The 22,977-nt window shown below is 68.7% G+C and carries 31 protein-coding genes; 2 read left to right on the forward strand and 29 right to left on the reverse strand.

The annotated features are described in order from the left end of the window. Positions 1 to 259: 259 nt before the first annotated feature. The 28 genes from BL254_RS08695 to BL254_RS08830 all read right to left on the reverse strand — a co-directional run bounded on the left by BL254_RS08695 (position 260) and on the right by BL254_RS08830 (position 19,420). Positions 260 to 913, reverse strand: coding sequence for an adenylate kinase (locus BL254_RS08695; RefSeq protein WP_076843026.1), 654 nt, complete (start codon positions 911 to 913; stop codon positions 260 to 262). Further along, the gene (gene secY, locus BL254_RS08700; protein WP_047221578.1) at positions 913 to 2,205 is read right to left on the reverse strand and encodes a preprotein translocase subunit SecY; all 1,293 of its coding nucleotides are present in this window, start codon (positions 2,203 to 2,205) and stop codon (positions 913 to 915) included. The genes BL254_RS08695 and secY overlap by 1 nt, the downstream gene beginning before the upstream one ends. A 484-nt stretch (positions 2,206 to 2,689) precedes the next feature. Continuing rightward, positions 2,690 to 3,184: a 50S ribosomal protein L15 gene (gene rplO / locus BL254_RS08705; protein ID WP_047221577.1), complete on the reverse strand. Its 495-nt coding sequence runs from the start codon at positions 3,182 to 3,184 to the stop codon at positions 2,690 to 2,692. Further along, the gene (rpmD, locus tag BL254_RS08710; protein WP_047221576.1) at positions 3,181 to 3,366 is read right to left on the reverse strand and encodes a 50S ribosomal protein L30; all 186 of its coding nucleotides are present in this window, start codon (positions 3,364 to 3,366) and stop codon (positions 3,181 to 3,183) included. Before rpmD ends, rplO begins: the two co-directional genes overlap by 4 nt. Further along, a complete protein-coding gene (gene rpsE / locus BL254_RS08715; protein WP_013875095.1) occupies positions 3,366 to 3,974 on the reverse strand; it encodes a 30S ribosomal protein S5 in 609 nt (202 codons plus the stop codon). Before rpsE ends, rpmD begins: the two co-directional genes overlap by 1 nt. A gap of 49 nt (positions 3,975 to 4,023) precedes the next feature. After that, positions 4,024 to 4,392 (reverse strand): 50S ribosomal protein L18, encoded by a 369-nt coding sequence (gene rplR / locus BL254_RS08720; protein WP_076843027.1) that lies wholly within the window; start codon positions 4,390 to 4,392, stop codon positions 4,024 to 4,026. 11 nt (positions 4,393 to 4,403) lie between these two features. Then, positions 4,404 to 4,940 (reverse strand): 50S ribosomal protein L6, encoded by a 537-nt coding sequence (gene rplF / locus BL254_RS08725; RefSeq protein ID WP_047221574.1) that lies wholly within the window; start codon positions 4,938 to 4,940, stop codon positions 4,404 to 4,406. 11 nt (positions 4,941 to 4,951) lie between these two features. Beyond that, a complete protein-coding gene (gene rpsH / locus BL254_RS08730; protein ID WP_013875098.1) occupies positions 4,952 to 5,359 on the reverse strand; it encodes a 30S ribosomal protein S8 in 408 nt (135 codons plus the stop codon). A gap of 188 nt (positions 5,360 to 5,547) precedes the next feature. Next, positions 5,548 to 5,733: a type Z 30S ribosomal protein S14 gene (locus BL254_RS08735; protein WP_013875099.1), complete on the reverse strand. Its 186-nt coding sequence runs from the start codon at positions 5,731 to 5,733 to the stop codon at positions 5,548 to 5,550. Positions 5,734 to 5,930: 197 nt separating this feature from the next. Next, on the reverse strand, positions 5,931 to 6,500 hold the full coding sequence (rplE, locus tag BL254_RS08740) for a 50S ribosomal protein L5 (protein ID WP_047221573.1): 570 nt from the start codon (positions 6,498 to 6,500) through the stop codon (positions 5,931 to 5,933). A 167-nt stretch (positions 6,501 to 6,667) separates the two neighbouring features. After that, positions 6,668 to 6,985, reverse strand: a complete 318-nt coding sequence (rplX, locus tag BL254_RS08745; protein WP_076843063.1) for a 50S ribosomal protein L24 — start codon at positions 6,983 to 6,985, stop codon at positions 6,668 to 6,670. Between the two features lie 11 nt (positions 6,986 to 6,996). Further along, a complete protein-coding gene (gene rplN, locus BL254_RS08750) occupies positions 6,997 to 7,365 on the reverse strand; it encodes a 50S ribosomal protein L14 (protein WP_013875102.1) in 369 nt (122 codons plus the stop codon). Positions 7,366 to 7,539: 174 nt separating this feature from the next. Next, positions 7,540 to 7,866: a 30S ribosomal protein S17 gene (rpsQ, locus tag BL254_RS28960; protein ID WP_043604042.1), complete on the reverse strand. Its 327-nt coding sequence runs from the start codon at positions 7,864 to 7,866 to the stop codon at positions 7,540 to 7,542. Between the two features lie 5 nt (positions 7,867 to 7,871). Further along, complete coding sequence (gene rpmC, locus BL254_RS08760) at positions 7,872 to 8,183, reverse strand: 50S ribosomal protein L29 (protein ID WP_076843028.1); 312 nt, start codon at positions 8,181 to 8,183, stop codon at positions 7,872 to 7,874. Beyond that, positions 8,183 to 8,599, reverse strand: coding sequence for a 50S ribosomal protein L16 (gene rplP / locus BL254_RS08765; RefSeq protein WP_047221571.1), 417 nt, complete (start codon positions 8,597 to 8,599; stop codon positions 8,183 to 8,185). Before rplP ends, rpmC begins: the two co-directional genes overlap by 1 nt. A gap of 4 nt (positions 8,600 to 8,603) precedes the next feature. Continuing rightward, positions 8,604 to 9,554 (reverse strand): 30S ribosomal protein S3, encoded by a 951-nt coding sequence (gene rpsC, locus BL254_RS08770; protein ID WP_076843029.1) that lies wholly within the window; start codon positions 9,552 to 9,554, stop codon positions 8,604 to 8,606. Further along, complete coding sequence (gene rplV, locus BL254_RS08775) at positions 9,554 to 9,976, reverse strand: 50S ribosomal protein L22 (RefSeq protein WP_047221569.1); 423 nt, start codon at positions 9,974 to 9,976, stop codon at positions 9,554 to 9,556. Before rplV ends, rpsC begins: the two co-directional genes overlap by 1 nt. After that, positions 9,969 to 10,250 (reverse strand): 30S ribosomal protein S19, encoded by a 282-nt coding sequence (gene rpsS, locus BL254_RS08780; RefSeq protein ID WP_013875108.1) that lies wholly within the window; start codon positions 10,248 to 10,250, stop codon positions 9,969 to 9,971. The genes rplV and rpsS overlap by 8 nt, the downstream gene beginning before the upstream one ends. A 73-nt stretch (positions 10,251 to 10,323) precedes the next feature. Next, positions 10,324 to 11,157 carry a 50S ribosomal protein L2 gene (gene rplB, locus BL254_RS08785; RefSeq protein WP_076843030.1) on the reverse strand — a complete coding sequence of 278 codons (834 nt, stop codon included), beginning with the start codon at positions 11,155 to 11,157 and terminating at the stop codon, positions 10,324 to 10,326. 84 nt (positions 11,158 to 11,241) lie between these two features. Then, positions 11,242 to 11,538, reverse strand: coding sequence for a 50S ribosomal protein L23 (rplW, locus tag BL254_RS08790; protein ID WP_013875110.1), 297 nt, complete (start codon positions 11,536 to 11,538; stop codon positions 11,242 to 11,244). Continuing rightward, positions 11,535 to 12,326, reverse strand: coding sequence for a 50S ribosomal protein L4 (rplD, locus tag BL254_RS08795; RefSeq protein ID WP_076843031.1), 792 nt, complete (start codon positions 12,324 to 12,326; stop codon positions 11,535 to 11,537). The genes rplW and rplD overlap by 4 nt, the downstream gene beginning before the upstream one ends. Then, on the reverse strand, positions 12,323 to 13,057 hold the full coding sequence (gene rplC, locus BL254_RS08800; RefSeq protein WP_047221567.1) for a 50S ribosomal protein L3: 735 nt from the start codon (positions 13,055 to 13,057) through the stop codon (positions 12,323 to 12,325). Before rplC ends, rplD begins: the two co-directional genes overlap by 4 nt. Before the next feature lie 16 nt (positions 13,058 to 13,073). After that, positions 13,074 to 13,382: a 30S ribosomal protein S10 gene (gene rpsJ, locus BL254_RS08805; RefSeq protein ID WP_013875113.1), complete on the reverse strand. Its 309-nt coding sequence runs from the start codon at positions 13,380 to 13,382 to the stop codon at positions 13,074 to 13,076. A gap of 168 nt (positions 13,383 to 13,550) precedes the next feature. Continuing rightward, positions 13,551 to 14,744 carry an elongation factor Tu gene (gene tuf / locus BL254_RS08810; protein ID WP_076843032.1) on the reverse strand — a complete coding sequence of 398 codons (1,194 nt, stop codon included), beginning with the start codon at positions 14,742 to 14,744 and terminating at the stop codon, positions 13,551 to 13,553. Positions 14,745 to 14,917: 173 nt separating this feature from the next. Continuing rightward, positions 14,918 to 17,014 (reverse strand): elongation factor G, encoded by a 2,097-nt coding sequence (gene fusA / locus BL254_RS08815; protein ID WP_076843033.1) that lies wholly within the window; start codon positions 17,012 to 17,014, stop codon positions 14,918 to 14,920. A 6-nt stretch (positions 17,015 to 17,020) separates the two neighbouring features. Continuing rightward, positions 17,021 to 17,491, reverse strand: a complete 471-nt coding sequence (rpsG, locus tag BL254_RS08820; RefSeq protein ID WP_076843034.1) for a 30S ribosomal protein S7 — start codon at positions 17,489 to 17,491, stop codon at positions 17,021 to 17,023. Next, positions 17,491 to 17,865: a 30S ribosomal protein S12 gene (rpsL, locus tag BL254_RS08825; RefSeq protein WP_047221564.1), complete on the reverse strand. Its 375-nt coding sequence runs from the start codon at positions 17,863 to 17,865 to the stop codon at positions 17,491 to 17,493. The genes rpsG and rpsL overlap by 1 nt, the downstream gene beginning before the upstream one ends. 505 nt (positions 17,866 to 18,370) lie before the next feature. Next, on the reverse strand, positions 18,371 to 19,420 hold the full coding sequence (locus BL254_RS08830) for an RsmB/NOP family class I SAM-dependent RNA methyltransferase (protein ID WP_047221563.1): 1,050 nt from the start codon (positions 19,418 to 19,420) through the stop codon (positions 18,371 to 18,373). 452 nt (positions 19,421 to 19,872) lie between these two features. Between BL254_RS08830 and BL254_RS08835 the strand changes: the two genes are divergently transcribed. Both BL254_RS08835 and BL254_RS08840 read left to right on the forward strand, forming a co-directional pair. After that, positions 19,873 to 20,160 carry a hypothetical protein gene (locus tag BL254_RS08835; protein WP_076843035.1) on the forward strand — a complete coding sequence of 96 codons (288 nt, stop codon included), beginning with the start codon at positions 19,873 to 19,875 and terminating at the stop codon, positions 20,158 to 20,160. 32 nt (positions 20,161 to 20,192) lie between these two features. Continuing rightward, positions 20,193 to 22,202, forward strand: a complete 2,010-nt coding sequence (locus tag BL254_RS08840; RefSeq protein WP_083730933.1) for an ABC transporter ATP-binding protein — start codon at positions 20,193 to 20,195, stop codon at positions 22,200 to 22,202. Between the two features lie 15 nt (positions 22,203 to 22,217). On the opposite strand, the gene BL254_RS08845 is transcribed toward BL254_RS08840, so the two are convergent. Beyond that, positions 22,218 to 22,847, reverse strand: a complete 630-nt coding sequence (locus tag BL254_RS08845) for a Uma2 family endonuclease (RefSeq protein WP_047221684.1) — start codon at positions 22,845 to 22,847, stop codon at positions 22,218 to 22,220. Positions 22,848 to 22,977 lie beyond the last annotated feature (130 nt).

Raw genomic sequence — 22,977 nt, forward strand, 5'->3', positions numbered from 1 at the left:
CGCGAACAGTGAGGACACGCTATCGGAGCCACCTGGTGGCGTGTCCGTGAGCTTGCCATCGGTACCCCACCCCGCCCTAGTGTGCCTGCCGCGTTGTCGGTAGCACCACAGCCAGCCACCCCTAACGCCCCGCGATGCCGGCTCCACATGCCGGCTCCACAGTGCTGGTCACAGCGCGGCCAGGCTCACACCGGGGCGGGTGGCACCAAGCCGGCCGGGCGGGCCGGCGACAGCGGGCCGACACAGGCGTCGGCGGGCATCAGCTCGTGTAGTGGCGCAGGGCGTCGAGAGCGCGGTCGGTGACGTTGTCCACCGGGCCGGTCGCGTCGATACCGATCAGCAGACCCTTTGCCGCGTAGTAGGCGACCAGCGGCGCGGTCTRCTCGGCGTAGACCTCCAGCCGGTGGCGTACCGTCTCGGAACGGTCGTCGTCCCGCTGGAACAGCTCGCCGTTGCAGCGGTCGCAGACACCTTCCACCGCGGGTGGGTCGAAGTCGATGTGCCAGATGTGACCACAGTTACGACACGTCCGCCGCCCGGACAGGCGCCGCACCACCTCGTCGTCGTCGACGACAAGTTCCAGGACGACGTCCAGGCGTGTCCCCATCTCCTCGAGCAGCTGCCCCAGCACCTCGGCCTGGGGCACGTTGCGGGGGAAACCGTCGAGCAGGAACCCCTTGGCCGCGTCGTCCTCGGCCAGCCTGTTGCGGACCATRCCGATCGTGATCTCGTCGGGGACGAGGTCGCCAGCGTCCATGTACTGCTTGGCGAGCACCCCCAGCTCGGTGCCCTCCCGGACGTTCGCCCGAAAGATGTCGCCCGTGGAAATCTTGGGAATCGACCGTGCCTGGGCGACGAAGGCGGCCTGGGTGCCCTTGCCGGCGCCCGGCGGTCCGACCAGTACGAGGCGCACTACCGCAGGAAGCCTTCGTAATTGCGGAGCATGAGCTGGCTTTCGATCTGTTTCACCGTCTCCAGCCCCACTCCGACAATGATCAGTACTGATGTCCCGGCGAACGGGAAGGGCTGCTGTTTGGTGAGGTTCAACAGGGCCAGCGGAAGGACCGTGATGGCACCGAGGAAGAGCGAGCCCGGGAGCGTGATCCTGGACAACACGCGATCGAGGTACTCCGCGGTGGGTCGTCCTGGCCGGATGCCGGGGATGAAACCGCCGTACTTCTTCATGTTGTCCGCCACCTCGGTCGGGTTGAAAGTGATGGCCACGTAGAAGTAAGTGAAGAAAATGATCAGTGCGGCATAGCTGACGAGATACAACGGGTGGTCRCCACGAGCCAGATAGCGCTGCTCGAAGTCCTGGAAGGTCTGGTTGTTCCAGACCTGCCCGAGCAGTTGCGGCAGCTGCAGCAGCGCGGATGCGAAGATCACCGGGATGATGCCGGCCTGGTTGACCTTGATGGGCAGGTAGGTCGAGGTGCCGCCGTACATCCGACGCCCGATGAGGCGCTTGGCGTACTGCACCGGGATGCGGCGCTGCGACTGCTCGACGAACACGACGAACACGACGATCACCAGCCCCAGCAGACAGACGAGGGCGAAGACCACGCCACCGGCCACCTGGAGGATCCGGCTGCCCTGGGAGGGCAGCGCCGCCGCGATCGACGTGAAGATCAGAAGAGACATCCCGTTGCCCACCCCGCGGGCGGTGATCAGCTCACCCAGCCACATGATCAGCGCGGTGCCGGCGGTCATCGTGACCACGATGACCGAGATCCGGAACAGGCTGGTGTCCGGAATGATCGGCGCGGCGCAGCCGGGGAACAGGTTGCCGCTGCGGGCGAGGGCGACGATGCCGGTTGCCTGTAGGACGGCCAGCGCGATCGTCAGATAACGGGTGTACTGGGTGAGTTTCTGCTCACCCGAACTGCCTTCCTTCTTGAGCTGCTCAAGCCTGGGGATCACTACGACCAGCAACTGAATGATGATGCTCGCCGTGATGTACGGCATGATCCCGAGGGCGAAGATGGACAGTTGCAGCAGAGCGCCACCGCTGAACAGGTTGATCAGCGAGTAGACGTTGCTGCTGTCGGCGCTCGCCGAGGACAGGCAGGAGTTGATCGCCCTGGTCGACACCCCGGGGGAAGGCAGTACGCTGCCGAACCGGAACAGGATGATGATCCCGAGGGTGAAAAACAGCTTCTTGCGCAGGTCAGGCGTGCGGAAAGCCCGTGTGAAGGCGGTGAGCACGACTCCTCCTGCTGATCGTCACGGCAAACGCACGCGGTGGACGACTGCCCCGACCGAAGATAGGACCGGCGGTGCGCGGTGTGCCGACTGTAACAGTAGAGACGGTCCACTCGTCCCGACATGGGCCTGCGGCAGGTCCATCCTGCCCGGTAGCCGCGGAAGCGGAAGGGTGTGGAACTGTCTTCCACCTCCGGTARCCGGCGACATCAGGCATCAACCTCGGCGTTCGAGGCGTTTGGGGTAAGGGTAACGGCAGCGCGCCGCCCGAAGCCAGCGGACCCAGACGACGCGACGGCTCTCGCCAGCCCCCGGCGACCATGGCCAGCCGGAACACCGGGACGCCGGAGGGCAGTCGTCCAGTGCCTCCGAGGCCCCGGTGGACCAGGTCGTATCCGGTGGATCTCCGATCGCGCGGGCGGTGCCCACGCCGACCAGCACCCACCGGATGTGGCCTAGATCTCGGTGACCCTGGATCCAGGTGACCCTAGATCTCGGTGACGCTGCCGCCGACAGCGGTGATCTTTTCTTTGGCGGACGCGGAGAAAGCGTGGGCGCGCACACTCAGTGCGATCCCGATCTCCCCGTCACCGAGCACCTTGACCAGGCTGTTGCGACGGACGGCACCGGCCCGGACAAGATCGTCCACGCCGATCTCGCCCCCGTCGGGGAACAGCTCGGCGAGCGTCGCGACGTTGACGACCTGGTACTCGGTGCGGAAGCGGTTGCGGAACCCCTTGAGCTTGGGCACCCGCATGTGCAGCGGCATCTGGCCGCCCTCGAAACGGGCCGGGACCTGCTTGCGGGCCTTGGAGCCCTTGGTGCCGCGACCGGCGGTCTTGCCCTTGGAGGCCTCACCACGGCCGACCCGGGTCTTTGCCTTGTGGGCACCCGGCGCGGGCCGCAGGTGGTGGATCTTCAGACCGGACTCCCGCCGGGCATCGGCGGTCTCCGGCTCGGTTGCCTTGGTCAGCTCGCTCATGCGTCCACCTCCTCGACCCTGACGAGATGACTCACAGTATCGATCATCCCGCGCACTTCCGGCCGGTCGTCCCGTTCGGTCGTCGCGTTGATCCGGCGCAGGCCGAGGGTCCGCAGCGTCTCACGCTGGTTGCGGGTCCCCCCGATCTCCGAACGAATCTGCGTGATCTTCAGGCGGGCCATCAGGCACCGGCCCCGACCGTGCGGGCGCGCAGCATCGCCGGCGGCGCCACGTCCTCGATGGGCAGGCCACGCCGGGCGGCGATCTCCTCGGGGCGCATCAGGCCCCGCAGCGCCGCGACAGTGGCGTGCACGATGTTGATGGGGTTCGACGAGCCGAGCGACTTCGACAGCACGTCGTGGACGCCCGCGCACTCCAGCACCGCGCGGACCGGGCCGCCGGCGATGACACCGGTACCGGGGGAAGCCGGCTTGAGCAACACGATCCCCGCGGCGGCCTCGCCCTGGATCGGGTGCGGGATCGTCGAGCCGATCCGCGGCACCTTGAAGAAGTGCTTCTTGGCCTCCTCCACGCCCTTGGCGATGGCGGCCGGCACCTCCTTGGCCTTGCCGTAGCCGACGCCGACGGTGCCGTCGGCGTCCCCGACCACGACCAGAGCGGTGAAGCTGAACCGCCTACCACCCTTGACGACCTTCGCCACCCGGTTGATGGCGACCACTCGTTCGACGTATGCGTTCTTGTCCTGGGCCGGACCGCCGCCCTGGCGGTCGCGGCGTTCCCGACGGTCAGAGCCGCCGGAGCCGCCTCCGCGGCGCTGCTGGCCTGGCATCAGTGAATCTCCCTGTTCGTTGAATGTCCGCGCATGCAGGCCCGAGGCATCAGAACTCCAGCCCGCTTTCCCGGGCGGCGTCCGCCAGGGCGGCGATCCGCCCGTGGTAGGTCCGCCCGCCGCGGTCGAAGACCACCGCGGTGACGCCGGCCTTGCGAGCGCGCTCGGCGACCAGTTGGCCGACAGCCTTCGCCAGCTCGGTCTTGTCGCCATCCACGGTACGCAGCKCCACGTCCAGCGTGGACGCCGAAGCCAGGGTGTGGCCGGCGACGTCGTCGATGACCTGGGCGTAGATGTGACGGGTCGAGCGGGTGACCACGAGGCGCGGGCGGGTAGGCGTGCCCGAGACCTTCTTGCGTATCCGCGCGTGCCGGCGGAACTTCGCCGTACGCCGCTGGGCGCTGACACTGACAGCCATGATCCGTTCCTCTACTTCCCGGACTTGCCGACCTTGCGGCGGACGACCTCGCCCTGGTACCGCACGCCCTTGCCCTTGTACGGGTCGGGCTTGCGCAACCGCCGGATCTTGGCTGCCACCTCGCCGACCTGCTGCTTGTCGATCCCGTGAATAACGAAACGGGTCGGCGTCTGTACCTCGAACCTGATGCCCTCGGGGGCCTTCACCGCGACCGGGTGACTGAAACCCAGCGCGAACTCCAGATCCGAGCCCCGAGCCTGCACGCGGTAGCCGACACCGACGATCTCAAGCGTCTTGGAGTATCCGGCGGTGACGCCGGTCACCATGTTCGCCACCAGGGTGCGGGTCAGCCCGTGCAGGGCACGCGAGCGGCGCTCGTCGTCCGGACGGGCGACGAGCAACTGCCCGTCCTGCGCACTGACGGTGATCGGCTCCGCCACCGAGTGGCTGAGCGTGCCCTTCGGGCCCTTGATCACGACATCCGCGCCGTCGACGGAGACATCCACACCGCTTGGCACCGGAATCGGTAGACGTCCGATACGTGACATCGCGCGACTCCTTACCAGACGTAGGCGAGGACTTCCCCGCCCACTCTGCGCTTGTTCGCCTGCTTGTCGGTCAGCAGGCCCGACGACGTGGAAATGATCGCCACACCGAGCCCACCGAGCACCTTGGGAAGGTTGGTCGCCTTGGCGTAGACCCGCAGGCCCGGCTTGCTGATGCGCTTCACGCCGGCGATGGAGCGCTCCCGGTTCGGGCCGTACTTCAGCTCCACGACGAGGGACGCGCCGACAGCCCCGTCCGGGGGCTCCTCAACGTGCCACCCGGCGATGTAGCCCTCCTGCTGGAGGATCTCGGCGATATGCGTCTTGATCTTGCTGCTCGGCATCACCACTCGGTCGTGGTATGCCCGGTTGGCGTTGCGGACACGGGTCAGCATGTCCGCAATCGGGTCTGTCATCGTCATGGGGCTGGAACCTTCCTCGCGAGGGTTCCCCGCGACACAGGGTCGTGGGGCCTACCGCGAACGGTGGGTGGTGTGCGTCAGCTTCCGTGGCCCGCGCGGCCAGCGCCGGCGCGATCCGCCGGGCGCGACGACCGGCGGACCCGTCGTCGCCCCGACACGGCGTGCCGGGCGGCCGTCACCAGGAGCTCCTACCACGAGCTCTTGGTGACTCCGGGAAGCTCGCCGCGGTGCGCCATCTGCCGCAGGCAGACCCGGCAGAGGCCGAATGCGCGGTAGACCGACCGCGGACGCCCGCACCGCTGGCAACGGGTATAGCCCCGCACGCCGAACTTCGGCTTGCGGATCGCCTTCTCAACCAGTGCTTTCTTCGCCATCTGACCTGTTTCTTCCAGGGCCGCCGGCTGTGCGAAAAAATCTTCGCACAGCCTTTGGCCGGCACTTCTTCCAGGGCCGCGGGCTGTACGAAAAAATCTTCGCACAGCCTTTGGCCAGTAGCCCCTCCGGGCCGCCGGCCATGCGAAAAAATCTTCGCATGGCCTTTGGCCGGTGGCATTACACCCAGGGCCGTCGGCTAGCTCTCGCGGAACGGGAAGCCCAGCGCCCTCAGCAGCGCGCGGCCCTCGTCGTCGGTGGTCGCGCTCGTGACAACCGTGATGTCCATCCCGCGGACCCGGTCGATCCGGTCGATGTCGATCTCGTGGAAGATCGACTGCTCGATGACGCCGAAGGTGTAGTTGCCGGCACCGTCGAACTGCTTCGGCGACAGCCCCCGGAAGTCACGGATACGCGGCAGGGCGATCGAGACCAGCCGGTCCAGGAACTCCCACATCCGGTCGCCACGCAGGGTCACCTTCGCACCGATGGGCATGCCCTCGCGCAGCTTGAACTGCGCGATGGACTTCTTCGCCCGCCGGACGGCCGGCTTCTGGCCGGTGATCGAAGCAAGGTCCCGCAGCGCGCCGTCGATGAGCTTGGCGTCCCGGGCGGCGTCCCCGACGCCCATGTTGACCACGACCTTGACCACGGTCGGGATCTGCATCACGTTCGCGTACTGGAACTGCTCGCGCAGGCCCGTCGCGATCTCCTCGCGATACCGCTGCTTCAGCCGCGGCAGCGGACGGGCTTCAGTGGTAGTTGTCATCTCTCGTTTCCTTGCAGCCTCGGCCCAACGGACGGCGATCCCCACCGCGATCCGGCGGGAACGCGGGAGGCGCCACGTGCCCGGAGGGCACGCAGGCCGGCAGGAACGCCAGCGGCGGCCACCCGGACGCCGGCGACGGCCCCTTCGATCACACCAGCCATGGCTGGCTACAGCTCGGTGCCGGTACGGCGGGAGATCCGCACCTTCGTACCGTCGTCGTTGACGCGGTAGCCGATCCGGGTGGGACGGTTGTCGGAGGGATCCACGATCATGACGTTGCTGATGTGGATGGGCGCCTCCTGGGTGATGATCCCCCCGGACTGCGAACCGCGGGCCGAGGTGTTCACCCGGGTGTGCCGGGTGACCCGGTTGGCTMCCTCGACGAGCACCTTGTTGTCGGCCGGGAAGGCTCTGATGACCTTCCCCCGCAGACCCCGGTCCTTGCCCGTGATGATCTGGACCGTGTCGCCTTTTCTGATCTTCATTCCGGCCACGGTCACAGCACCTCCGGCGCCAGTGAAATGATCTTCATGAACTTCTTGTCACGCAACTCGCGACCAACCGGCCCGAAGATACGCGTGCCTCGGGGATCCCCGCCGTCCTTGATGAGCACGGCGGCGTTCTCGTCGAACCGGATGTAGGAGCCGTCAGGGCGACGACGCTCCTTGGTAGTGCGTACGACGACCGCCTTGACCACGTCACCACGCTTGACGCCAGCCCCGGGCAGGGCGTCCTTCACGGTCCCGACGATGATGTCGCCGATGCCGGCATAACGACGCCCCGAACCACCGAGTACGCGGATGCACAGCAACTCCCTGGCACCCGTGTTGTCGGCGACCCGAAGTCGCGACTCCTGCTGGATCACTTCCCGCTCCCGAACTGCGTCGGCGCCCGCCTGCCGGCGGCCGGCTCGCTGGACCTACTGTGCGGCCCGCTGCGACGCGCCGGACTCGTCACGTCGCCGTCGGGCCATCTATCCGGGCCTGCCGCTGCCCAGGCGACGCGCCGGCCATCGTCGCGTCGCCGTCAGCGGGTCGACCTACTTGGCTTTCTCCAGAATTTCCACCACACGCCAGCGCTTCGTCGCCGACAGCGGCCGGGTCTCCATCAGCAGGACCCGGTCGCCGACGCCGCTGGTGCTGTTCTCGTCGTGTGCCTTGATCTTCTTGGTGCGCCTGATCGTCTTACCGTAGAGCGGGTGCTGCACCCGGTCCTCGACGGCGACGACCACTGTCTTGGCCATCTTGTCGCTGACCACCAGGCCCTCGCGGACCTTGCGGAAGCCACGGTCGACCTTTGCCGCCGACGCGTCGTGCCCCGCGTCCGTCGCCGCGCCGTCCGTCGTCGGGGTGTCGTCTGTTGTCATCCCACTCACGCCCGTTCCGCCTGGGTAGCCGTCTGTGCCTGCTCGGCCTGCGCCTGGTCGAGGTCAGCCGCGACCGCCACGCCGGTTTCCACCAGCCCCGGGTCCTCGGAAAGACCCAGCTCACGCTCGCGCAGCACCGTGTAGATACGCGCGATGTCACGCCGGACGACCCGCAGCCGGTGATTGCTGCTGAGCTGGCCGGTCGCGGCCTGGAAACGGAGGTTGAACAGCTCCTCCTTGGCCTCCCGCAGCTTGTCCGCCAGATCCTGCCGGGACAGGGCCCGCAGCTCGTCASCGGTCGCGGTCGCGGTCGCCATCACGCACCTCCCTCACGGGTGACGAACCGGCACTTCATCGGCAGCTTGTGAATGGCGCGCCGCATCGCCTCCCGAGCCACCGGCTCGGCGACACCGGACAGCTCGAACAGCACGCGCCCGGGTTTGACGTTGGAGACCCACCACTCGGGCGAGCCCTTACCGGAACCCATCCGGGTCTCGGCCGGCTTCTTCGTCAGCGGACGGTCCGGGTAGATGTTGATCCAGACCTTGCCACCACGACGGATGTGGCGGGTCATCGCGATACGCGCCGACTCGATCTGCCGGTTCGTCACGTAGGCCGACTCGAGCGCCTGGATGCCGAACTCGCCGAACGCAAGTCTGGTCCCACCCTTGGCCGCGCCGTCACGGCTAGGGTGATGCTGCTTACGATGTGCGACCTTACGGGGAATCAGCATCGTTCTAGCCCTCCGTCTCCTGGGTGGCCGCGCCAGCGGCGGGCCCAGCGGTGTCGRCCGGAGACGCGGCCGGTGCCGTGGAGGCCGCGGCCTCGGAGCTCGCCGGGGCCGCCGGGGCCGGGGCCGGCGTGGCCTCAGCCGCGCCGCTCGCGCCACCCGCACCCGCGCCAGCGCCACCACGGCCACGGCGCTCACCCTGACGGGCCGCCGCCCGGCCGGCGTCGGTACCGCCAGTGGTGGTACCGGACGAGCCCGACCGCGGCCCGCGGCGCGGACGCTCCCGGCGGTGCTGCCGCTGCAGCGCCTCCTGAGCCTCCCGCTCCGCCCGGCTCTGCACGACGTCACCCTTGTAGATCCAGACCTTCACGCCGATGCGCCCGAAGGTGGTCCGGGCCTCGTAGAACCCGTAGTCGATGTTGGCGCGCAGCGTGTGCAGCGGCACCCGGCCCTCACGGTAGAACTCCGAGCGGCTCATCTCGGCACCGCCGAGGCGTCCCGAGCACTGCACTCGGATGCCCTTGGCGCCGCCCTTCATCGCCGACTGCATGGCCTTGCGCATCGCCCGCCGGAAGCTGACCCGGCTGGAGAGCTGCTCGGCCACGCCCTGCGCGACGAGCTGGGCGTCCACCTCGGGGTTCTTCACCTCGAGGATGTTGAGCTGGACCTGCTTGCCGGTCAGCTTCTCCAGGTCGCCGCGGATGCGGTCGGCCTCGGCGCCGCGGCGTCCGATGACGATCCCTGGGCGGGCGGTGTGGATGTCCACCCGCAGCCGGCCCTGGGTGCGCTCGATGTCGACCCGGCTGATAYCCGCGCGCTCCATGCCCCGGGACATCATCTTCCGGATCTTCACGTCCTCGCCGACGTACGCCTTGTACTGCTTGTCGGCGTACCAGCGGGAGGTGAACTCCGAGGTGATACCCAGCCGGAACCCGTGCGGGTTGACTTTCTGACCCACTACCGGGCCCTCCCTGTGCTCTTCGCRCCGCGGGTTCCCGCGACCGGCGGCCGGCTCTCCACGACAATCGTGATGTGGCTGGTCCGCTTGCGGATCCGGTAGGCACGGCCCTGGGCCCGCGGACGGATGCGCTTGAGGGTCGGGCCCTCGTCGACAAAGGCCTCGCCGACCCAGAGTGTGGCCGGGTCGAGGCCGTGGTTGTGCTCGGCGTTGGCCACCGCGCTCGCGACCACCTTGTAGACGTCCTCGCTGGCCGCCTGCGGGGCGAACCGGAGGATGTCGAGGGCCTCGCTGGCCGAGCGGCCACGCACCAGGTCGATGACCCGGCGGGCCTTCGTCGGCGACACCCGGACGTAACGGGCCGACGCGCGGGCGCCCGCCAGCCCGGAGCGGGTCACCCCGTCGACAAGAGCGTCAGCCACGGCGTGACCTCCGGTCCTCCTTGACGTGGCCGCGGAAGGTCCGCGTCGGTGCGAACTCGCCGAGCTTGTGGCCGACCATTCCCTCGGTGATGAACACCGGGACATGCTTGCGACCGTCGTGCACGGCGATCGTGTGACCGAGCATGTCCGGGATCACCGTCGAGCGCCGCGACCAGGTCTTGATGACGTTCTTCGTGCCCTTGGCGTTCTGYAGGTCCACCTTCTTGAGCAGGTGGTCGTCGACGAACGGGCCCTTCTTCAGACTGCGTGGCATGGCGTGTGTCTCCTCCTTCCCGCTCAGAATCGGTGGTCGTGCGTTGGGTGCCGCCGGGTGTGCGTCATCGTGATCACCGCCGCCTGTTCTGCTTCCGACGACGGACGATCAGCGCGTCGCTCTCCTTGCGGGTCCTGCGGGTGCGTCCCTCCGGACGGCCCTTCGGGTTCACCGGGTGGCGGCCACCGGAGGTCTTGCCCTCACCACCACCGTGCGGGTGGTCGACCGGGTTCATCGCCACACCACGGACGGTGGGGCGGCGGCCCTTCCAGCGCATCCGGCCGGCCTTGCCCCAGTTGATGTTGCTCTGCTCGGCGTTGCCGACCTCCCCGACCGTGGCCCGGCAGCGGACGTCGACGTTGCGGATCTCCCCGGACGGCATCCGCAGCTGGGCGAAGGGACCGTCCTTGGCGACCAGCTGGACGCTCGCCCCCGCGCTGCGCGCGATCTTCGCACCGCCGCCGGGACGCAGCTCGATGGCGTGCACCACCGTGCCGGTGGGGATGTTGCGCAGTGGGAGGGCGTTGCCGGGCTTGATGTCGGCGGTGGGGCCCGAGCTGACCACGTCACCCTGCCGGAGCTTCACCGGGGCGAGGATGTAGCGCTTCTCCCCGTCGGCGTAGTGCAGCAGGGCGATCCGGGCGGTGCGGTTCGGGTCGTACTCGATGTGGGCGACCTTGGYCGGCACGCCGTCCTTGTCCCGCCGGAAGTCGATCAGGCGGTAGGCGCGCTTGTGGCCACCGCCCTGGTGCCGGGTGGTGATGCGCCCGTGGACGTTGCGGCCACCCTTGGAGTGCAGCGGGCGGACCAGCGACTTCTCCGGGTGGTCACGAGTGATCTCGACGAAGTCGGACACGCTCGCGCCGCGGCGCCCCGGCGTCGTCGGCTTGTACCTACGAATCCCCATCGTCACCCACCGTGTCCTCGTCCCCGCGGGCCAGGCCCGGTGGGGCACTGGCCGCGGACGGCTGCGTACTCGTCGGCCTGCATGTCACGCACCGGGACCCCCGAAGATCTCGATGGAGTCCCCCGGCGCCAGCGCGACCATGGCCCGCTTGGTGGACTTGCGCTGCCCCCAGCCGGTGCGGGTGCGCTTGCGCTTGCCCGCCCGGTTGCTGGTGTTGACGCTGAGAACCCGGACGTTGAATATCCGCTGGACCGCAAGCTTGATCTCGGTCTTGTTCGCGTCCGGATGGACGATGAAGGTGTAGACGTTCTCGTCCAGCAGGCCGTAGCTCTTCTCGGAGACGACCGGCTTGATGATCACGTCGCGCGGGTCGGCGCTCACTTGGCCTCCTCCTCGGCTGCCGCGTCCTCGTCGGCACCGGCCGGTGCCGCCGGCTCGTCGGAAGCGGTCCGCGCACCACGGGAGATCGGCGCCAGCGCCCGCTCCACGAACGTGGCCAGAGCGTCGCGGGTGAACACCACGTCGTCGCTGACCAGCACGTCGTAGGTGTTGAGCTGGCCGGGGTCGAGCAGGTGCACGCTGGGGATGTTGCGCAGGCTCTTCCAGGTGAGCTCGTCGGCGTGGTCGACCACCACCAGCACCCGTCGGACGTCCGCGATCGTCCGCAGCGCGGTGAGCGCGGCCTTCGTCGACGGCGTGTCGCCGCTGACGAACGACGACACGATGTGCACCCGGTCGTTGCGCGCCCGGTCGGACAGGGCCCCGCGCAGCGCGGCGGCCTTCATCTTCTTCGGCGTCCGCTGGTCGTAGGAACGCGGCTTGGGGCCGTGCACGACGCCACCGCCGGTGAACTGCGGGGCGCGCAGCGAGCCCTGCCGGGCCCGGCCGGTGCCCTTCTGCCGGTACGGCTTGCGCCCACCGCCGCGGACCTCGCCGCGGGTGCGGGTGGAGTGGGTCCCCTGCCGGGCCGCGGCGAGCTGCGCCACCACCACCTGGTGGATGAGCGGCACGTTCAGGGCCACGTCGAAGATCTCACCCGGCAGGTCGACGCTGCCGGCCTCGCCACCGGCGGGGGCGTGGACGACGACCGTGCGGGTCTGTGGCGGCGCGCTCCGCTCGTCGTCGGCGGCCAGTGGCCGCCGGCGCGCCGACGCCGTCACTGCGCTCATGCCGATACCTCCTCGCTGGACGTCGCGACGTCACCGGTGGCGGATGCCGTGGCCGGCTCGGCGATGGGCTCGAAGTCCGCCGGTGCGGGCCGCTTGGCCGCGCTGCGGACGAGCACCAGACCGCCGTCCGGGCCGGGAACCGCGCCCTTGACCAGCAGGAAGCCGCGCTCGGTGTCGACGGCGTGGATGGTCAGGCCGGCGGTGGTGACCCGTTCGTGCCCCATCCGCCCGGCCATCCGCAGGCCCTTGAAGACGCGGCCGGGGGTGGCGCACCCGCCGACCGATCCGGGCGAGCGGTGCTTGCGCTCGACGCCGTGGCCGGCGCCGAGGCCCTTGAAGCCGTGCCGCTTCATCACACCGGCGAAGCCCTTGCCCTTGGATGTGCCGGTCACGTCCACGATGCTGCCCGCGGAGAAGATCTCGCCGGTCAGCTCCTGGCCGGGGCGGTAGTTGGTGGCGTCCGCGGTGCGCAGCTCCACCAGATGCCGCCGCGGCGGGACCCCGGCGCGCGCGAAGTGGCCGCGCAGCGGCTGGGTCACCCGGCGGGGGTCGATCTCGCCGTAGCCGAGCTGGACCGCCGAGTAGCCGTCCCGGTCGGATGTCCTGACCTGCGTCACCACGTTCGGCCCGGCTTTGATCACCGTGACCGGGATGACGCGGTTGTTCGCGTCCCATACCTGGGTCATCCCGAGCTTGGTGCCCAGGAGCCCCCTGTAGTTGCGATTGAGCATGACTGCGCCGGCCCCTTTAAAGCTTGATCTCGATGTCGACACCGGCGGGAAGGTCGAGGCGCATCAGCGAGTCGACCGTCTTCGGCGTCGGGTCAAGAATGTCGATCAGCCGCTTGTGCGTGCGCATCTCGAAGTGCTCGCGGCTGTCCTTGTACTTGTGCGGCGACCGGATCACGCAGTAGACGTTCTTCTCCGTCGGCAGCGGCACCGGTCCCGCGACCTGCGCACCAGTCCGCGTCACCGTCTCGACGATCTTGCGGGCCGAGCTGTCGATGATCTCGTGGTCGTAGGCCTTGAGCCGGATGCGGATCTTCTGTGCCGCCATGGTGGGCTTCGCCTGTCCTGTCTGTCTCGTCCGGCTGGCAGGCCCCGCAGGGTCCGTTCCTTGGCCGGAGCTGCCGCCGGATGTACCGCTTGTTGTCAGGTGCGTACACTGCGCAAGCGGCGGGCCATATGCCCTGGATGGGGCATAGCGGGCCCGCCGCCGCAGCGACTACTTCAGGATCTTGGTGACGCGACCGGCACCGACGGTACGACCGCCCTCGCGGATGGCGAACCGCAGGCCTTCCTCCATGGCGATCGGCTGGATGAGCTCGACCGTCATCTCCGTGTTGTCACCCGGCATGACCATCTCGGTGCCCTCGGGGAGGGTCACCACGCCGGTCACGTCGGTGGTACGGAAGTAGAACTGCGGGCGGTAGTTGTTGAAGAACGGGGTGTGGCGGCCACCCTCATCCTTGCTAAGGATGTAGACCTGCGCCTCGAAGTTGGTGTGCGGGGTGATCGACTTCGGCTTGGTGACGACCTGGCCGCGCTCGACGTCCTCGCGCTTGACACCRCGCAGGAGCAGGCCGACGTTGTCACCGGCGCGCCCCTCGTCGAGCAGCTTGCGGAACATCTCCACACCGGTGACGGTCGTCGTGGTGACCTCCGGCCGGATGCCGACGATCTCGACCACTTCGTTGACCTTGACGACACCGCGCTCCACGCGACCGGTGACGACGGTGCCACGACCGGTGATCGTGAAGACGTCCTCGATCGGCATCAGGAAGGGCTTGTCGATGTCGCGCTCCGGCTCCGGGATGGAGTCGTCGACGGCCTGCATGAGCTCGAGGAGCTTGGCTCCCCACTCCTTGTCACCCTCCAGCGCCTTGAGCGCCGAGACCCGGATCACCGGCACGTCGTCGCCGGGGAACTCGTACGAGCTCAGCAGCTCCCGGACCTCCAGCTCGACGAGCTCGAGGATCTCCTCGTCGTCGACCATGTCGGCCTTGTTCAGCGCCACGACGATGTAGGGCACGCCGACCTGGCGGGCGARCAGCACGTGCTCCTTGGTCTGCGGCATCGGGCCGTCGGTCGCCGAGACGACGAGGATCGCGCCGTCCATCTGCGCCGCGCCGGTGATCATGTTCTTGATGTAGTCGGCGTGGCCGGGGCAGTCGACGTGAGCGTAGTGCCGGTTGTCGGTCTGGTACTCGACGTGGGCGATCGAGATCGTGATGCCGCGGGCCTTCTCCTCCGGCGCCTTGTCGATCTGGTCGAACGGCGTGAAGGGGTTCAGGTCCGGGTGCGCGTCGTGCAGGACCTTGGTGATGGCCGCGGTCAGCGTGGTCTTGCCGTGGTCGATGTGACCGATGGTCCCGATGTTGACATGCGGCTTGTTCCGCTCGAACTTCTGCTTCGCCACGGGTGTCCCTCCAAGGACGGGTGGTGTCGTGCCGTGCTGGTGGTCCTGGGACCGCCGGCGGCGCGAGAGAAGTGATCGCGCCGCCTGCCGGCCACTTGTAGCCTGCTAATGATCAATAGTGGTGCCGGATCCGCGAGCGGCCCCCGGACGGGGCCACCACGCCCGGCCACCGGTCACTCTCCGCGCGCCTTCGCGATGATCTCCTTCGCGACCCCCGCTGGAACCTCGGCGTAGGAGTCGAACTGCATCGAATAGACCGCCCGCCCCGAGGTCTTCGAGCGCAGGTCCCCGACGTAGCCGAACATCTCCGACAGCGGGACGATCGCCTTCACGATGCGCGCGCCGGACCGTTCGTCCATGGCCTGGATCTGCCCGCGCCGCGAGTTCAGGTCGCCGATCACGTCACCCATGTAGTCCTCGGGGGTGGTGACCTCGACCGCCATCATCGGTTCGAGCAGCACCGGGTCGGCCCGCCGCGCCGCCTCCTTGAACGCCATCGAGCCGGCGATCTTGAAAGCGAGCTCGGACGAGTCGACGTCGTGGTACTGGCCGTCGAGCAGGGTGACCTTCACGTCGACGAGGGGGTAGCCGGCGAGCACGCCGAACTCCATCGCCTCCTGGCAGCCGGCGTCGACCGAGGGGATGTACTCACGCGGGATACGGCCACCGGTGACCTTGTTCTCGAACTCGTAGCCGCCGCCGTCGCCGCCGGAGGGCTCGAGATCGATGATCACGCGTGCGTACTGCCCGGAGCCACCGGTCTGCTTCTTGTGCGTGTAGTCGACCTTCTCGACCTTGCGCCGGATGGTCTCCCGGTAGGCGACCTGCGGCTTGCCGACGTTGGCGGCGACACCGAACTCGCGGCRCATCCGGTCGACGAGCACGTCCAGGTGCAGCTCGCCCATGCCGGCGATGATCGTCTGGCCGGTCTCGTCGTCGGTGCGGACCTGGAAGGTCGGGTCCTCCTCGGCCAGCCGGCCGATGGCCGTGCCCAGCTTCTGCTGGTCGGCCTTGGTCTTCGGCTCGATCGCGACGCTGATGACCGGGGCCGGGAAGGTCATCGACTCCAGGATGACCGGGGCGTTCGGGTCGCACAGCGTGTCACCGGTCGTGGTGTTCTTCAGACCGACGACCGCGACGATCTGACCCGCGCCGACACCCTCGCGGTCCTCCCGGTGGTTGGCGTGCATCTGGAGGATGCGGCCGATGCGCTCCTTGCGGTCCTTGGTGGAGTTCAGCACCGGGGAGCCCGAGGTGAGCCGGCCGGAGTAGACCCGGATGTAGGTCAGCTTCCCGACGTAGGGATCCGTCATGATCTTGAAGGCGAGCGCGGCGAACGGCTCGCTCTCGTCCGGCTCGCGGGAGACCTCGGTGTCCTCACGGCCGATGGCGTGACCGACGGTGGCGCCGATGTCCAGCGGGCTCGGGAGGAAGTCGACGACGGCGTCGAGCATGGGCTGCACGCCCTTGTTCTTGAACGCCGACCCGCACAGCACCGGGTTGAGCGCTCCGGCCAGCGTGCCCCGGCGCAGCGCCGCCCGCAGCTGCTCCTCGGTCGGCTCCTCACCCTCGAGGTAGAGCTCCATCAGGATGTCGTCGTTCTCGGCGACGGTCTCGATGAGCTTGTCCCGCCACTCCTGCGCGGCCTCCAGGTGGTCACGCGGGATGTCGACGGTCTCGTAGGAGGCGCCCTTGTCCTCGGTGTGCCAGAGCAGGCCCTTCATCCGGATCAGATCGATGATGCCCTTGAAGTCGGCCTCGACGCCCCACGGCAGCTGGATGACGGCCGGGGTCGCGGCGAGCCGGTCGACCATCATCTCCACGCACCGGTGGAACTCCGCGCCGACCCGGTCCATCTTGTTGACGAACGCGATCCGCGGGACGTTGTAACGGTCGGCCTGGCGCCAGACGGTCTCGCTCTGGGGCTCCACACCGGCCACGGCGTCGAAGACGGCGACCGCAYCGTCGAGCACCCGCAGCGACCGCTCCACCTCGACGGTGAAGTCGACGTGCCCCGGAGTGTCGATGATGTTGATGGTGTGGTCGCGCCAGGTACAGGTGGTGGCCGCGGAGGTGATGGTGATCCCCCGCTCCTGCTCCTGCTCCATCCAGTCCATCGTGGCGCCGCCGTCGTGGACTTCACCGATCTTGTAGTTGACGCCGGTGTAGAACAGGATCCGCTCGGTGGTCGTGGTCTTGCCCGCGTCGATGTGGGCCATGATCCCGATGTTGCGGGTCGCGGCCAGCGCGGCACGTACGTCAGCAGACATTGTCGGTTACCAGCGGTAGTGGGCKAAGGCCCTGTTGGACTCCGCCATCTTGTGGGTGTCCTCGCGCCGCTTCACGCTCGCGCCGAGACCGTTACTGGCGTCGATCAGCTCGTTCATGAGGCGCTCGGTCATGGTCTTCTCGCGGCGCTGCCGGGCGTAGCCGACCAGCCAGCGCAGCGCGAGGGTGGTGCTCCGGCTCGCGCGTACCTCGACCGGCACCTGGTAGGTGGCGCCACCGACCCGGCGGCTGCGCACCTCCAGCGTCGGCTTGACGTTGTCGAGAGCGCGCTTGAGCGTGACCWCGGGGTCGTTGCCGGTCTTCTCCCGAGCGCCCTCGAGCGCCCCGTAGACGATCCGTTCGGCCAGCGACTTCTTACCGCTGAGCAGAACCTTGTTGACCAGCGCTGTCACCAGCGGTGAGCCGTAGACCGGATCGACGACGACGACGTGCTTGGGAGCCGGGCCCTTGCGTGGCATCAGGCCTTCTCCTTCTTTGCTCCGTACTTGCTGCGCGCCTGCTTGCGGTTGCGGACACCCTGCGTGTCCAGCGTCCCGCGAACGATCTTGTAGCGGACGCCCGGAAGGTCCTTCACCCGGCCGCCGCGAACCAGGACGATCGAGTGCTCCTGCAGGTTGTGCCCCACCCCCGGGATATAGGCGGTGACCTCTATCCCGCTGTGGAGCCGGACCCGGGCAACCTTGCGCAGCGCCGAGTTCGGCTTCTTGGGCGTGGTCGTGTAGACGCGGGTGCACACGCCACGACGCTGCGGGCTCCCCTTGAGCGCCGGGGTCTTGGTCTTCTCGACCTTGTCCTGCCGGCCCTTGCGGACCAACTGCTGGATCGTCGGCAACGCCGCTCCCGTTCCTGTTCCGTTCCTGCCGGTACCTGCCGTCATCTCGTCTGTGCCCGGCCCACGCTGTCCGACCCACGCGGTCGGGCGTGTCGCGACCCCTGAGAACAGCCCGACAACCGGGACGGTCTGCCATGGGAGTACGCCCGCCCGCCTTGGTGAAGGCCGGGCCACCCCTGACACCACAGGCCCGGCAGGACGGGCCACAGTGTCACGGAATGGCCATGGGATGGCGCAGGACACAGGTCAACCTTGCAACGCACAGCGCCGCAGAAAGCGAGACTACAGACCCGCCGACGGCTGTGTCGAATCGGGGTACCCCACGTGCCACTGGTAGCCGTCTCCCCCRCACCGGCGGGGCAGGCAGGGCCGCCGGAACCCGCGGCGCCAGTGGGAAGCGCGCGCGCCTCCCGGCGCCGACGACGTCACAGTGATGGAATGTTGTGATAACAGAGTGTTTCCAGGGTGGCGGCGTTGCGAGGAAGGCCCGGCCAGCCCGGCAGCTTCAGCCCGGCAGCTTCCGCAGCTTGCAGACGAAGAAGCCCTCGAACGCCGGGCCCGGCAGGATGCGCCGGGCGTCGGCGAGCGCCGGATGGAAGGTCTCGGTCCGCCAGTGGCGCAGGCCCGGCCGCCACGCGTCCGGCGCGAAGCCGTCGATGTCGACCTCGATCGGGCACACCTCGACGGGATGGTGACGCAGCAGGTAGCTCAGCGGCGCCTCGTTCTCCTCCGGGCCGAACGTGCAGGTGGAGTACACCAGGACGCCGCCGGGACGCAGCAGCCGGCAGGCCGCCACCAGCATCTTGCGCTGCAGCCAGCCATAGTCGATCACCCGCTGCTCGGTCCAGTACCGCAGCGCCGCGGACGACCGCAGGTCGACCAGGCCCTCACCGCTGCACTGGGCGTCCAGCAGCACCCGGTCGAAACGCTCCGTTATGAACTTGTCGGCATACTGCGCCGGGTGACAGCTCGTCTCGGCCAGGCGGACGTGGAACTGCCGGGTGACCGCGCGCAGTTTCTCCAGCCGGGGCGCGATGCCGTCGTTGGCCCACAGGCGCGCCTCGTTACCGACCAGCGCCGCGATGTGCGCCGTCTTGCCGCCCGGCGCCGCGCACAGATCGATGATCGACTCATCCGGCGCGGGCGCGAGAGCCAGCGCCGGCACCAGGCTGGAGATGTTCTGGATGTAGGCGTGACCGCCGCCGAACACCTCCGAGCGCGACAGCACCCGCTTGTCGCCGCGCAGGAGATAGCCGTCGGGACACCAGTCGAGCGGGTCGAGGGTGAGCCCGAGATCCGCGATGGCGTGGTGGATCGCCGCCACGCCCAGTGGTGAGAGCCGGTTGACCCGGACGCCGGGGCGGCGGTCCAGGCAGAGGCGGTCGACCACCTCGGACTCGGCGAGCTGAAGGATCTCGGACAGCCGCCGTACGAACAGCGCCCGCTTCCGGTTCACCCAGCCCCCCGCCACATCCTGCTCGCGCCGCCACCACGGGTACGCCAGCCCGGCGACACCGCGGCCCGGCAACACCGCCGCCGCCGCCAAAATACCCACCGCGCACCACCATCGTGGCCGGGCCCCGCCCAGCCGCCGCACACCCGACCGCGGCGTGCGTACCCCGGCCGTCCGATTGCCGACCGCGGCGGTGTACCGCGGCCGACGAACCGCTTTCCCGGGCCGGTGCCACCGGCCCGGACCCGCTCCGCCGGCACCCCCGTCACCTGCGAAAACACCGCGGACCGTCCGGTCGTCAAAAGAATCCGTCGGCACGTCACAACGTTTGTCGTAGCGCACATGTCGCGTTCGAGACCAAATACTCGGGTACCACGAAAGCTGTGAGCCGAGTCATGATGTTGGATCCTTGCCCGGTAATCGGCGTCCCGATAACTTCGGTTTTGCTACCGTCCCGTCCGGCCGACCTCGATGGAGGACAAATGTCTACTCACTTCCCCCTCCCCGGCCACGCGGAAATTAGTCCGTCAAGCACCATCGGGCTGGTTATAGAGGTGTCCGACGATGTCGAGATATCCGTTTTCCGCAGCACCGAGGAAATTCCCAGAAAAACGCTTCCGAAATTGCCGGACGCCCGCGCCGAGCAGCGGGACGAAGACCACGGCAGCCAGTCCGTGACCGCCCGCCCCGGCCTGGGCACAGCCGTCGAAGCGACCCCCGAGGCCACTGTCGAAGCGACTCCCGACGCCGCTCCCACCACCATCCCCCACGCGATCGCCGGTCCGGAAACGGCCGTCGACAGCGCGGTGGACRCATCCAGCACCGCGCACCGCGACGACTGACCTCCGGACCGGCACCAGGCAGGCGGCTCACAATGACGACATCTCGCCGGTCGTCCACCGGGACCAACAGGTGGATCGGGCAGCCGACCCACCAACAGACCTCGGCGGGGACGACATTCCCGAAGACCACCGCCGGTGTGTCCTGGCTCTACGGGCGCCTGTTCGCCTGGCTCACCGGAAATCCCGCGGCCGCCCGCGTCGAATATTTCATCCGGGACCAGAACAGGGCAGCCGCCATGCACGCCGCGCTTTCCCTGCTGGGCGTGTCGACCCTGGTGGCCGCGCCGTTCGCGATTCGGAACCTGATCGACGGCTGGCTGCTGCGACTGCGGACGAACGGCATACTCCTGCCGGTCCTCCTCAWCCTCGGCGCCTTTGTGCTCAGCGCCGTGGTGTCGACCCTGCGATACATACTGGTCGGCTATTTCAGTGAGAAACTCGCGTTGCGGATCCGGCGTGACCTCTACCAGCACGCGATCGCGCTGCCGTTCCCCCACATCGCCCGGGCCCGGCACGGCGATGTCATCACCCTGTTCACCATCGACACCGCCAGGGTGCGCACCGCCGCCGCCTTCTGTCTGCCGGCCATCGCGACCATGGCGGTCGAACTCGTCGTGGCCGGGGTGGTCGCCTACCTGCTCCAGTGGCGTCTCGCGTTCGCCGTGGCCGCGATCGGCGTGGTCCCGCTCGTCCTGCTGCGCCTGGTGCGCGGACGCGTCCGGGCCATCTCCAGGGTGGAAAGCGAACGGCTCAGCCGGCTGGCCGATCATCTCATCGAGCTGACCGGGCCGGCGGGAGCGCTGCACCTGCGCGCCTTCCGCGCGCAGCACACCGGTCAGGAGGAGTTCGACCGGCTGGGCGCGGCCATTTCGACGGCCGCCCGCACCCGCGTGCAGGTCTTCGCCCGCCTGCAGCTCATCGCCGCGGCCAGTTCGGTGCTGGCGACCATGACCGTGATCGGGTTCGGGGTGTGGCTCACCCTGAACCAGACGATGACGGTTGGCACCTTCGTGGCCTTTCTCAGCGTGCTCCTGCTGGCGTTCCGTTCCATTGCCGGCTTCGCCGACCTGCGTACCCAGCTTTTCGACGGCGAGGCCTCCCTCGTCCGCATCCTGGATTTTCTCGACATCCCGCTGGGGACGACGCCTGCCGGCGACCGCAGCAATGTCAGGCCACTGACCACGGCCGACCGGCCGCATCCGCCCGCGGGCGCCACGCCACCGGCGGGCCCGGTGGCTTCCGGCCCCGAGGACGCCCAGCGTCCGCCGGCCCATGGCGATCTCGTCCTGGAGAACGTCTCCTACTCCTACGCGCCTGACGTGCCCGCTCCCAGGTGGGCGCTGCGCTGCGTCGACATCGCCGTGGGCCGCGGCGAGATGGTGGCCGTCGTCGGGTTCAGCGGCGCCGGGAAGACCACGCTGTGCCATCTCGCCAGCGGCCTGCTCACCCCCACCAGTGGGCGTGTCCTGCTCGGCGGCTGCGACGCCGGCGGGCTCTCCCCCGCCGCGGCCCGGGCTGCGGTCGGTCTGGTGTCGCAGGAGCCGTTCGTCCAGCGTCGTAGCGTCGCGGAGAACCTCCGCTTCGGGAATCCGGCCGCGACGACCGACGAACTGTGGGCCGCTCTGGAGGCGACCGGGCTGGTCACGCTCGTGCGTTCGCTGCCGGAGGGGATTCACACCCCGCTGGGGCACAACGGCCACCAGATCTCCGGCGGGGAACGGCAACGGCTGTCCATCGCCCGCGTACTGGTCCAGAACCCGCGGACCGTCGTCCTCGACGAGGCCACGTCGAACCTCGACACCCTGACCGAGGAGCTGTTGCGCGCCTCCCTGGAACGTCTGCTCGCCGAGAGAAGCTGTCTCGTCGTGGCCCACCGGGCGACGATGACCGTCGCTGCCGACCGCATCTACGTGCTGGAGAACGGCACGGTGATGGAGGCCGGGCCACACGACCGACTCGTCCGCAGCGGCGGTATCTACGCCCGGCTGGCCCGCGGCCCGGCCGAGCGGGCTCTGCGAAAGAGCAGGAACGGCGGCCGGTAAGGGCACCGCCGGTGGTCAGAAGAGCAGGTCGTCCCAGTCGATGGTGATCGGGATCGGGTTGGTGACCTCAGGCGCTCCGCCGGCCTCGTCCTTCATGAACGTGCCCAGGTGCTTGTAGAGCAGGGTTGCCCGGTCGAGCGCGTAGCGTTCGATGCTCGTGACGCCGTCGTTGTCGAGCCGGGCGATCCAGTAGTGCGCGATGCCGGCCCTGGCGTATTCACCGAGCTTGTCGGTGGTGTCCTGGGTCTCTGAACCCGGCGACACGATCTCGATGACGAGCAGGGCGTGCTCCGCGCGGAGACGTTCGCCGGCCGCGCGGTCGAGACAGCGGTAGAGGATCACATCCGGGCTGCGGTTGAGCAGCGGGATGTCACGCAGCCGGAGATCGACGTCATTGTTGACGGTCAGGCATCCGTGGCCGCGGGCCATCGCGCGCCGTGCATGCCGTTCCAGCAGGTTGGCGAGGCGACGGCCGGCGGTCTGATGATCCGGAGTCGGCGCCTCACAGAAGACGACGTAGCCGTCGACGATCTCGATCGCCCTGGCGATCTCCTCAGGCAGCGCCTCGTACTCCGCGGCGGTCACCCGCGCGGGCTGCGGTTGGATACGGAGCAGCCAGCTGTCCTCCGGCAGTGCCGTCGTCATCGCCGTCTCCTCCTCGGCATCGTGCCGATGCGGTGTTCCCCTCGGCATCGTGCCGATGCGGTGTTCCCCTCGGCATCGTGCCGATGCGGTGTTCCCTGGTGCATGCCGGCAGATCTACCCGGCACTGTCC

Source organism: Protofrankia sp. BMG5.30, assembly GCF_001983005.1.
Taxonomy (GTDB): Bacteria; Actinomycetota; Actinomycetes; order Frankiales; family Frankiaceae; genus Protofrankia; species Protofrankia coriariae.